This window comes from Pseudorhizobium flavum, assembly GCF_044142885.1.
Taxonomy (GTDB): domain Bacteria; phylum Pseudomonadota; class Alphaproteobacteria; order Rhizobiales; family Rhizobiaceae; genus Neorhizobium; species Neorhizobium flavum.
The window spans coordinates 233616-244888 of the sequence record NZ_JBIOKZ010000002.1; the positions used below are offsets into that span (position 1 = coordinate 233616).

Genomic DNA, 11273 nt, shown 5'->3' on the forward strand with positions numbered 1-11273 from the left:
AGTCGACGAAGCAGCGCAACGATCCGAATTGACCTTCGTCAGGTGAGGCCGACTTGGAGGATCGATGGCGTGACTGGTGCGTTTGCTGCCGCATGATCTATTTCACGAGCGACACGCATTTCTCCGACCCTCGGGTCCTGGCGATCGACCGTCGGCCGTTTTCCAGCAGGGCCGAACACGACGAGGCTCTGATCGACCTGTGGAACGCAACGGTTCTCCCGGATGACGAACTCTGGCACCTGGGTGACTTCATGTGGGCCCGGCAGGGTGAGCCGGACATGTTGCTCCGGCGACTGAACGGCAGAAAACACCTCATCATCGGCAACAATGACCCGGATACGGTCACCAGGGCGACGGGCTGGGCGAGCGTGCAGCATTATGCGGAAATACGGATCGACGGGCAGATGCTCGTGCTCTGTCATTATCCCTTCCGAACCTGGAACCAGATGGGCAGGAAGTCGATGAACCTGCATGGCCATTCGCATGGGCGGCTGAAGCCGATGCCGCGGCAGTTCGACGTCGGGGTGGATGCGAGGGAATTTCGGCCGGCCACTCTTGAAGATCTGACCGCCGGACGCCGCAGGAAGACGTCAGGAGGCGGAGGCGACGGGCAGGGGGGCTGACGTTTCGTTCGGGCCAGGTGCGGAGGAAGGTGCGATGGACGCGCGAATGCGGCTCTTGCCCACCTCGATCACGTGTCGCATGGCCTGCACCGCCTTCTCCGGATCGCGCGAGGCAATCGCATGGGCGATACGAAGGTGATTACTTGCAACTTCGGCGATCTTTTCCGGGGATGCAGCCGGCGAAGAGAGTTGGAAGGAAATCGCCAGCGCCGCTTCGACGATGGCGCTTGCCGATCGCATGAAAGGGTTCCCGGACATGCGCGCGATCGCCTGGTGGAATTCCAGGTCCACCTGCGCGATGGTTTCTGGCGTGTGGCTGCGATCGTCAAACCTTGCCGCGATGGCATAGAGCTGGACGATGTCGTCATTGGAGGCGCGCCGTGCCGCTGCGGCTGCCGCTGCGGGTTCGAGCGCCATCCGCATCTCGGCGAGGTGCTCAATGAAGTCGAAGTCCAGCCCGGACTGGCAGCGCCAGCCGAGCACGTCCGCATCGAAGAAGTTCCACTTCGAACGATCGAGAACGCGCGTTCCGACCTTGGCCTTGGGTTCTATGAGCCGCTTGGCAGCGAGCGTCTTCATCGCTTCGCGCAGCACCGTGCGCGAGACGCCGAACCGGGCGGAGAGTTCGGCGTCACCGGGAAGCAGGGAGCCTTCGGCAATCCTGCCGGCGACGATCGCACTGCCGAGTTCCGCGACCACATGCGCATGACTGCTGCGACCCTTGCGGCCGGTGATCGTCGATTCAAGCAGTCCCAATCATGCCTCCTTCAGGCGTCCCTCTGCCAAGCGCCCCTCTGCAAGCTTACGATCCGAATACCATACAATGCCGCGCTGCAGGACAATGAAGGTGAACAGCAGGATGCCGATCACGATCTTCGTCCACCAGGAGGATAACGTGCCGTCGAACACGATATAGGTCTGGATGAGCCCCTGTATCAGTATGCCGACAAATGTTCCCGCCACAAGTCCGGCGCCGCCGGTCAAAAGCGTGCCGCCGATCACCACGGCGGCGATGGCATCCAGTTCTACGCCGACGGTCGCCAGCGAATAGCCGGACGAGGTGTATAGGGTATAGGCGATGCCAGCGAGGCCAGAGAGGAAGCCGGAGAGTGCGTAGATGCCGACGGTCGTGCGCGTGATGGCAACTCCCATCAGTTCGGCAGACTGCGGGTTGCCGCCGATCGCATAGACATTGGCGCCGAAGCGAGTGCGGCCGGCGATGAAGGCTCCAATGACGAAGACGAGCAGCATCAGCATGGCCATGGCGGTGAGGCGCCCGCCGCCCGGGAAGCGGAAGTAGAAGCCCTGAATGGCGTCGATCACGGGATGGGAGATCGGCACCGATTGCGTCGAGATCAGATAGGCGACGCCGCGGGCGAGGAACATGCCGGCCAGTGTCACCACAAAGGGCGGGATGCCGAGGAAGCGGATCATCAGCCCCATGGCCGCCCCGAAGGCGGTGGAGATGGCGAGTACGGCACAGAAGGCGATAATCGGATTGACGCCGAGGCTTCCGACCATGACCGCGACGAAGACGCTGGTGAACGCGATCACCGAGCCGATCGACAGGTCGATGCCGCCCGACAGGATCACGAAAGTCATGCCCACCGCCGCAATGCCGAGGAAGGCGTTGTCGGTCAGCAGGTTGCCGATCACGCGGGTCGACAGCATGTTGGGAAACTGCAGGATGCAGGCGAGGTAGGCGAGGAGGAAGATCGCCAAGGCCGCGACGAAGGGCAGGTTGCGGGCGTGGATCATGGCGCGGTCCTTTCCACCTTGACCGGCTCGGCCGTCCGCCGGCCCGGCTTCAGGAAGCCGAGCAGGGCCACGATCGCCGGGGACTGCAGCGTCAGCACAAGGATGATGATGCCGGCCTTGATGACCAGGTTGAACTCGGGAGGAAAGCCTGAGACGAGGATGCCGGTGTTGATCGACTGGATGATCAGGGCGCCGATGAGCGCTGCAAGGATCGAGAAACGACCACCGTTGAGCGAGTTGCCGCCGATCACCACCGCGAGGATGGCGTCGAGTTCCAGCCAGAGCCCGGCATTGTTGGCGTCGGCGCCACGAATGTCGGCGGTGACGATCAGCCCGGCGACCGCCGCCATGAGGCCCGATACCGCATAGACGAAGAAGAGCAGGAAGCGGGCGCGAATGCCGGCGAGCATGGCGGCACGCCGGTTGATGCCGGTCGCCTCGATGAGAAATCCGAGTGCCGAGCGGCGGACCAGAAGGCCCACCAGAAGCGCTGCGCCGACCCACATCAGGATCGGGATCGGAATGCCGAAGAGGGTACCGGAGCCGAAGGCCGCAAAGCTCTCGTTGTTGAAGGTTAGGATGACACCCTCGGTGATCAGCTGTGCGATGCCGCGGCCGGCAACCATCAGGATCAGCGTGGCGATGATCGGTTGGATGTCGAGGACAGCCACGAGAAAGCCGTTCCACAGGCCGCACAGCAAGCCTACGCCAAGCGATACGGCAATCACGGTCACCAAGGGGTGACCATCGCTGATCAGCGTCGCGGCAACCGCACCGCAGATGGCGATGACGGCACCGATCGAGAGGTCGATACCGCGGGTCGCGATGACGAGCGTCATGCCGATCGTCAGCAACGCGACGGGTGCGGCGCGGACCAGCACATCCACGAGACTGCCGTAGAGGCGGCCATTCTGGAAGGTGATGTCAAGGAAACCGGGCGACAGCAGGCTGATCAGCGCAATGATGATTGCCAGTGCGGTAAGCTGCGGCGCGATGCGGCGCAGGCGTCGGGTCAGCGCATTCATCAGGCGGCCTCCGTCTGCGATGGCGCTGCGATCGCCTTCATGATGTTGTCGGCGGTGATGGCCTCACCGGTAAGTTCGGCCACGTGACGACGATCGGCAAGCACGATCACTCGGTGGGCGACGGCGGTCAATTCCTCCAGTTCGGAGGAGATGACGACGAGCGACATGCCGTCGGTGCACAGCTTCTCGATCATCTTGAGGATTTCGGCATGGGCGCCGATGTCGATGCCGCGGGTCGGCTCGTCGAGGATCAGCAGGCGCGGATGGGTAGCGAGCCAGCGCGCCAGGATCGCCTTCTGCTGGTTGCCGCCGGAGAGGAACTTGATGGGGCGATCCGGATCCGGCGGCCGGATGTCGAGGGACCTGATGTACTCGTCAGCCAGGCTGCGCTTGTCGCGGGAAGAGATCGGTCTTGCCCACCCCTGTCTTGCCTGCAGGGCGAGCGCGATGTTCTCGCTGACGGAAAAATCGCCGATGATACCGTCGGACTTTCGCTCCTCCGGGCAGAAGCCGAAGCCGTGGCGGATAGCGCTCTCTGGCGAAGTTATCCGGACTTCCCCGCCATCGATGCTGGCGGTGCCGCTGTCGGGTGTTTCCACGCCGAAGAGCAGAAAGGCGGTTTCCGTGCGGCCGGAGCCGAGCAGGCCCGCGATGCCGACCACTTCACCAGGTCGGATGTCGAGATCGAAGGGCGCAACGGTTCCTCGCTTTCCGTAGCCGGAAAAGCGGATCGGTGCTTCGCCTGCCTCCACCGTGGTCTCCGCGGCGTGGTGATCCCGGGTGATGTGCTGGAGTTCCCGGCCGAGCATCATGGAGATCAGGTCCATGCGCGGCAGCTCGCCGGTCGGCCGGCTGCCGACGAGGCGACCGTTGCGCAGCACGGTAACGCGATCCGAAATGGCGTAGACCTGATTGAGGAAGTGGGTGATGATGATGATCCCGAGCCCCTGGTCGCGCAGGCGACGCAGCACGGCGAACACCATTTCAACCTCGTGGGAATCGAGGCTCGCCGTCGGCTCGTCCAGCACCAGGACTTTCCCTGACAGATCGACTGCCCTGGCGATCGCGATAATCTGGCGAATGGCGACGGAGTAGGAAGAGAGAAGGGCATCGACATCGACGTCGAGGCCATAGCCTTCCAGCAGGTTTCGCGCCTTCCTTCGCATCTCCCGCTTGTCGACCAGACCGAACCGTCGCGGCTGGCGACCGAGAAACAGGTTTTCCGCAACGGTCAGGTTCTCCAGCAGGTTCACCTCTTGGTAGACGGTACCAATGCCAAGCGCCTGCGCTTCCGCCACGTTGCCAGGCTCGATCTTTGCCCCGTCCAGCATGACGCTGCCTCTGTCGCGGGTGTAGACGCCGGTAAGAATCTTGATGAGCGTCGACTTGCCGGCACCGTTTTCGCCCAGCAGCGCGTGGATCTCTCCGCGGTTGAGCGTGAAGTCTATATTGTCGAGGGCGGTGATGCCGAGAAAGCTCTTGCCGATGGCGCGCGCTTCCAGAAGGGGAGTGGGTTCCATGTGCGGAATGTCCTGCGGCCGGCGGCCGGAACCGCGTGCGACGGTTCCGGCCGTGGGTTCAGGGAGGAGACGGCGAAGCGCCCCCTCCGGCTCGATCAGTAACCGAGGTCCTTCTTGGACTCATAGACCTTCATCGGGTCATCAGCGGCCGTGTAGAGCTTGGATTCCGTCTGGATCCACTTCGGCGGCTCTGTCTTGTCCTTCAGATAGGCTTCGAGAACGTCGAAGGCCGGTCCGGCCATGTTCGGCGTCAGTTCCACCGTCGCATTGGCTTCACCGTCTGCCATGGCCTTGAAGATGTCCGGCACGGCGTCGATCGAGACGATCTTGATGTCGGAGCCCGGCTTCAATCCCGCTTCCTTGATCGCCTGGATTGCGCCGACGGCCATGTCGTCGTTGTGGGCATAGACAGCGCAGATATCCTGGCCGCCGCCTTCCGCCTTGATGAAGCTTTCCATGACTTCCTTGCCCTTGGTGCGGGTGAAGTCTCCGGTCTGCGAACGGGCGATGGTGATGTTGGAATGACCCGCGATGGCTTCCTCGAAGCCTTTCTTGCGGTTGATGGCAGGCGAGGAGCCGGTGGTGCCCTGGAGTTCCACGACCTTGCAATCCTTGTCGCCCACCTCCTTCACGAGCCAGTCTCCGGCGACCTTGCCTTCGTGAACCTGGTCGGACGTGACGGCGGTGAGGTAGAGATCGTCAGGTGCCTCGATCTGGCGGTCGAGCAGGATAACAGGGATTTCCTCTTCCTTGGCTTCCTTCAGCACCGCTTCCCAGCCGGTGGCGACAACGGGAGCTACGAGGATTGCGTCAACCCCCTGAGCTATGAAGCCACGAATGGCCTTGATCTGGTTCTCCTGCTTCTGCTGTGCGTCGGCGAATTTGAGGTCGATTCCCCGCTTTTCAGCTTCCTGCTTTGTCACGGTCGTTTCGGCTGCACGCCAGCCGGACTCGGAGCCGATCTGCGAGAAGCCGACGGTCAATGATTGCGCGGAAACGGTGGATGCGAGGCATGCGGTAAAGGCGACGGTAACCGCCGCGAGAGCCTTCTTCATCTTAAATCCTCCCAGAAGATGATTGGCATATGGACGCTACACAGATTGCATATTGTCATACTTTTGCAAGACGTTTTTGACAGGCGTCAGTCGGGATTCTTCGTATGGCGTGGCTCTGTGCAATATTAAAATATTGATTTTTAATGTAAAAACACCATCGCGAATTTGTAGTTGTCAGACAGCCTGATAATCTATCCTCACCTTGACAAGGCTGCTTCGCGTCCAATAGTGCTATTAATGTTCCATTGCTCGAGGTGATGGGAGGAGGGTGCCGCGTCGGCATCATTGCGAATGCTCAGGTAGAGGATCCATGCTTCGAATTCTTCAGGTGCGTGACGGCGACAGCCAGGTGGTTGTCGCATGGGATGGTGTCGGATCGGCTCGGGTCGTCCGTGGCGTGACTTCTACCTATGAGCTGGTCAAGAGCGCCATCGAGGCGGGCCAGTCGCTCGCCGAAAGGGTCGATGCGCTCGGCTACGGAGCGGAGGTCGACCTGCAGCTTGCACGACGCGAGGGACGTCTCGGCCTTCCTGTCGCGCATCCCGATCCCGCGCATTTCTTCGTCGCCGGAACCGGCCTCACGCATCTCGGTTCTGCCGACGGACGCGACAAGATGCACAAGGCTGCGCAGGCGGCGGAGAAGCCCACCGATTCCATGCGCATGTTCCAGATGGGCGTCGAGGGCGGCAAGCCGGCGGAAGGTCAGGAAGGCGTTCAGCCCGAATGGTTCTACAAGGGCGACGGTTCGCAGCTGCGCGCCACCGGCGAGGATCTCGTGTCGCCAGCCTTCGCCCTCGACGGCGGCGAGGAGCCGGAACTGGCCGCCATCTATCTGGTCGGCCCCGACGGCACGCCATATCGTCTCGGTTTCTGTCTCGCCAACGAGTTTTCGGATCATGTGACGGAGAAGGGCAACTACCTCTGGCTCGCCCATTCGAAGCTCCGCCAGGCGGCGCTCGGCCCGGAACTGCTCGTTGGTGACCTGCCGCAGAGCGTGGAGGGGACCTCGCGCATCCGGCGTGGCGACGACGTCGTCTTCGAAAAGCCCTTCGTCTCCGGCGAGGCAAACATGTCTCACTCGATCGCCAACCTCGAGCACCACAACTTCAAGTATGATCTCTTCCGCCGACCGGGAGACCTGCATGTCCACTTCTTCGGCACGGCGACGCTTTCATTCTCGGAGGGAGTGAAGACCGAGCCGGGCGACGTCTTCGAAATCTCGGCCGAGCCCTTCAAGCTCCCGCTCGTGAACAGGCTGACCGTCGCCGCGGCGACACCGGTCTCCGTCCGCAAGCTCTGAGGTCCTAGATGAGCATCCGCCTCGCCATTGTCGGGCTCGGGAAGATCGCCAGGGATCAGCATCTCGGGGCGATTGCCGCGACCGCGGGGATCGAGCTCGTCGCCATTGCGAGCCGCAATGCTGCATTGGACGGCATTGCCTCGTTCAACGACATAGACGAACTCCTCGCCTCGAACATGGAGGTGGATGCCGTATCCCTTTGCACGCCGCCGCAAGGTCGGTTTGCGCAGGCAAGGGCGGCGCTCTTGGCAGGCAAGCATGTCATGCTGGAAAAGCCGCCCGGCGCCACACTCTCTGAGGTCTATGCTCTGGAAGCGCTGGCGAGGGAGAAAGACGTCAGCCTGTTCTCCACATGGCATTCGCGTGAAGCCGCCGCCGTCGAGCCGGCACGCGCCCTGCTCACCGGCCGCACCGTCCGCAACGTTGCGGTAGAGTGGAAGGAGGACGTGCGCCATTGGCACCCGGGCCAGGCGTGGATCTGGCAGCCCGGTGGTCTTGGTGTCTTCGATCCCGGCATCAACGCGCTGTCGATCGTGACCCGCATCCTGCCGGAGGCGTTCCACCTCGTGCGCTCCGACCTCTTCTTCCCGGACAACCGCGCGGCGCCGATTGCCGCGGCGCTGTCTTTCGAGACCGCTTCAGGGGTTCCCGTCGAAGCCGAATTCGACTGGCGACAGACGGGGCCGCAGACCTGGGACATCCGGATCGACACTGCCGAGGGGCCGGTGGTGCTGACCCATGGCGGCAGCCGGTTGACTGTCGACGGCGAACCACGGATCGTCGAGGAGGACCAGGAATACCGCAACCTGTACCGTCACTTCGTGTCGCTGGTCGGTGACAGTCGCGTCGACGCCGATTTCACGCCGCTCGTGCATGTCGCTGACGCCTTCATGCTGGGACGACGCACGGCCGTAGAGGCTTTCGAGGACTGACGGCATCCATGCTGTCCGTCCCCATTCAACGCTTGAGAAGAAGAACATGAGCAATTCCGAGAACCTGCCCTCCACCGAGATCGCCGAGACCGACCACCGTCGTGGCGAAGCGCGCAAGCTTCGCTCCCGCGCCTGGTTCGACAATCCCGCCAATGCCGACATGACGGCGCTCTACCTGGAGCGCTACATGAATTTCGGCCTCAGCCAAGCCGAGCTGCAGTCGGATCGGCCGATCATCGGCATCGCCCAGACCGGTTCCGACCTTTCGCCTTGCAACCGCCATCATCTGGAACTGGCCAAGCGACTGCGCGAAGGCATCCGCGAAGCAGGCGGTATTGCCATCGAGTTCCCGGTTCATCCGATCCAGGAGACCGGCAAGCGGCCGACCGCCGGGCTTGACCGCAACCTTGCCTATCTGGGCCTCGTAGAGGTCCTCTACGGCTATCCGCTCGACGGCGTGGTGCTGACGATCGGATGCGACAAGACCACGCCAGCCTGTCTCATGGCTGCCGCGACGGTCAATATCCCGTCGATCGCGCTCTCCGTCGGCCCGATGCTGAACGGCTGGTTCCGCGGCGAACGGACCGGTTCGGGCACCATCGTCTGGAAGGCGCGTGAACTTCTGGCGAAGGGCGAGATCGACTATGCGGGCTTCGTGAAGCTCGTTGCTTCCTCGGCGCCATCGACCGGCTACTGCAACACGATGGGCACGGCGACGACCATGAACTCGCTCGCCGAGGCACTTGGCATGCAGTTGCCGGGCTCTGCCGCAATCCCGGCGCCCTACCGCGACCGCCAGGAGGTTTCCTACCTGACGGGGCTCAGGATCGTCGAGATGGTGAAGGAGGATCTAAAGCCCTCCGACATCATGACCCGCGAAGCCTTCATCAACGCCATCCGCGTCAACTCCGCGATCGGCGGCTCCACCAATGCGCCGATCCACCTGAACGGCCTTGCCCGCCACATGGGTGTGGAGCTCTCCGTCGACGACTGGCAGACATATGGGGAGGACGTGCCGCTGCTCGTCAACCTGCAGCCGGCAGGTGAGTACCTTGGAGAAGATTACTACCATGCCGGCGGGGTTCCGGCGGTCGTCAACCAGCTCATGAGCCAAGGCCTCATTCACGAGGACGCCATGACGGTGAACGGCAAGACGATCGGCGAGAACTGCCGCGGCGCGATCATCGAGGACGAGAAGGTCATCCGCCCCTTCGACCAGCCGCTCAAGGAGCGCGCCGGCTTCCGCGTGCTGCGGGGCAACCTGTTCTCATCCGCGATCATGAAGACCAGCGTCATCTCGCCCGAGTTCCGGGACCGCTACCTTTCCAATCCGGACGACCCTGACGCGTTCGAAGGTCGTGCTGTCGTCTTTGACGGCCCGGAGGATTACCACAAGCGCATCGATGATCCGTCGCTGGAAATCGACGCCAATACGGTGCTGTTCATGCGCGGTGCGGGGCCGATTGGCTATCCCGGTGCGGCTGAAGTCGTCAACATGCGCGCGCCGGACTACCTGCTCAAGCAGGGCATCACCTCGCTCGCCTGCATCGGCGACGGCCGCCAGTCTGGAACGTCCGGCAGCCCCTCCATCCTCAATGCTTCTCCCGAGGCTGCAGCCGGCGGTGGTTTGGCGCTGTTGAAAACCGGCGACCGCGTGCGCATCGATGTGGGGCGCGGCACAGCGGATATCCTGATCTCGCAGGAGGAGTTGGCCGAACGGCGCCGTCAGCTGGAAGAACAGGGTGGCTACCATTATCCCAAGCACCAAACGCCCTGGCAGGAAATCCAGCGCGGCATTGTCGGGCAGATGGAATCAGGCGCGGTTCTCGAGCCCGCCGTGAAATACCAGCGGATCGCGCAGACGGAAGGCATTCCGCGCGACAACCACTGAGTTGACAGAGGGGACGGGGGCAGGGGGTCTCCGTCCCATTTCACCTGCGGGTCGTGGAGCCCGTTCATTTGGAGGAGCAGTCATGAAGTTCGTGAAGTATCTGACGACAGCCGCAATGCTGGCGTCCATGGCATTTGCCGCACCGGCGTCTGCGCAGGAGAAGGGCCTCGTCGGCGTCGCCATGCCGACCAAGTCCTCGGCGCGCTGGATTGCCGACGGCGACAATATGGTGAAGGTGCTGCAGGAGCGCGGCTACGAGACGGATCTGCAGTATGCGGAAGACGACGTGCCGAACCAGCTTTCGCAGATCGAGAACATGATCGTGAAGGGCGCCAAGGTGCTGGTCATCGCCTCGATCGACGGCACGACGCTTTCCGACGTCCTGCAGCAGGCCGCCGATCAGGGCATCAAGGTCATCGCTTATGACCGACTGATCCGTGACAGCGCTAACGTTGACTACTACGCCACGTTCGACAACTTCCAGGTGGGCGTCCTGCAGGCGCAGTCCATCGTCGATGGATTGAAGGCCAGCGGCAAGGAAGGCCCCTGGCACATCGAGCTCTTCGGCGGCTCGCCGGACGATAACAATGCCTACTTCTTCTATGACGGTGCGATGAGCGTCCTGCAGCCGATGATCGACAGCGGCGAGCTCGTCGTCGGCAGCGGCCAGACCGGCATGGACAAGGTGGCGACGCTTCGCTGGGACGGTGCGACTGCACAGGCGCGCATGGATGCGCTTCTGAGCTCGACCTATGCCGACAAGCGTGTCGATGCGGTGCTGTCGCCCTATGACGGCATCTCGATCGGCATCCTGTCGTCGCTGAAGGGCGTCGGCTACGGCTCCGGCGATATGCCGATGCCGATCGTGTCCGGTCAGGATGCGGAAGTGCCTTCGGTCAAGTCCATCCTTGCCGGCGAGCAGTACTCGACGATCTTCAAGGATACCCGCGAGCTTGCCAAGGTGACGGTCGACATGGTCGATGCCGTGATGGGTGGCAAGGAGCCGGAAGTGAACGACACCAAGACCTATGACAACGGCGTCAAGGTCGTGCCGTCCTACCTGCTGAAGCCGGTGGTCGTGAACAAGGACAACTGGGAAGAAGTGCTTGTCGGCAGCGGTTACTACACCGCCGACCAGATCAAGTAAGGCATGGGAAGGCGCCCGACGA

Annotated in this window: 10 protein-coding genes; 5 read left to right on the forward strand and 5 right to left on the reverse strand. The window is 62.7% G+C overall.

All coding sequences use genetic code 11. The features are described from left to right. Positions 1–92: 92 nt before the first annotated feature. Positions 93–623 (forward strand): hydrolase, encoded by a 531-nt coding sequence (locus ACEPP2_RS04675; RefSeq protein ID WP_395515934.1) that lies wholly within the window; start codon positions 93–95, stop codon positions 621–623. Here the strand turns inward: ACEPP2_RS04675 and ACEPP2_RS04680 are convergent. From ACEPP2_RS04680 to ytfQ, 5 genes are all read right to left on the reverse strand, one after another. Continuing rightward, the gene (locus ACEPP2_RS04680; RefSeq protein ID WP_281976811.1) at positions 591–1379 is read right to left on the reverse strand and encodes a FadR/GntR family transcriptional regulator; all 789 of its coding nucleotides are present in this window, start codon (positions 1377–1379) and stop codon (positions 591–593) included. The genes ACEPP2_RS04675 and ACEPP2_RS04680 overlap by 33 nt on opposite strands. Continuing rightward, positions 1380–2381, reverse strand: coding sequence for a galactofuranose ABC transporter, permease protein YjfF (gene yjfF, locus ACEPP2_RS04685; RefSeq protein ID WP_395515935.1), 1002 nt, complete (start codon positions 2379–2381; stop codon positions 1380–1382). It lies immediately after the preceding gene. Beyond that, complete coding sequence (locus ACEPP2_RS04690) at positions 2378–3406, reverse strand: ABC transporter permease (RefSeq protein ID WP_172973580.1); 1029 nt, start codon at positions 3404–3406, stop codon at positions 2378–2380. The genes yjfF and ACEPP2_RS04690 overlap by 4 nt, the downstream gene beginning before the upstream one ends. Beyond that, positions 3406–4926, reverse strand: a complete 1521-nt coding sequence (ytfR, locus tag ACEPP2_RS04695) for a galactofuranose ABC transporter, ATP-binding protein YtfR (RefSeq protein ID WP_152339849.1) — start codon at positions 4924–4926, stop codon at positions 3406–3408. The genes ACEPP2_RS04690 and ytfR overlap by 1 nt, the downstream gene beginning before the upstream one ends. A 95-nt stretch (positions 4927–5021) precedes the next feature. Then, complete coding sequence (gene ytfQ, locus ACEPP2_RS04700; RefSeq protein ID WP_052638804.1) at positions 5022–5981, reverse strand: galactofuranose ABC transporter, galactofuranose-binding protein YtfQ; 960 nt, start codon at positions 5979–5981, stop codon at positions 5022–5024. A gap of 310 nt (positions 5982–6291) precedes the next feature. On the opposite strand from ytfQ, the gene araD1 reads away from it, so the two are divergent. The 4 genes from araD1 to chvE all read left to right on the forward strand — a co-directional run bounded on the left by araD1 (position 6292) and on the right by chvE (position 11251). After that, complete coding sequence (gene araD1 / locus ACEPP2_RS04705; protein ID WP_395515936.1) at positions 6292–7281, forward strand: AraD1 family protein; 990 nt, start codon at positions 6292–6294, stop codon at positions 7279–7281. A gap of 8 nt (positions 7282–7289) precedes the next feature. Then, positions 7290–8213 (forward strand): Gfo/Idh/MocA family protein, encoded by a 924-nt coding sequence (locus tag ACEPP2_RS04710; RefSeq protein WP_395515937.1) that lies wholly within the window; start codon positions 7290–7292, stop codon positions 8211–8213. Positions 8214–8259: 46 nt separating this feature from the next. Further along, the gene (locus tag ACEPP2_RS04715) at positions 8260–10104 is read left to right on the forward strand and encodes an IlvD/Edd family dehydratase (RefSeq protein WP_152339853.1); all 1845 of its coding nucleotides are present in this window, start codon (positions 8260–8262) and stop codon (positions 10102–10104) included. An 82-nt stretch (positions 10105–10186) separates the two neighbouring features. Then, positions 10187–11251, forward strand: a complete 1065-nt coding sequence (gene chvE, locus ACEPP2_RS04720) for a multiple monosaccharide ABC transporter substrate-binding protein (RefSeq protein WP_152339854.1) — start codon at positions 10187–10189, stop codon at positions 11249–11251. The last annotated feature ends 22 nt before the right edge of the window (positions 11252–11273 follow it).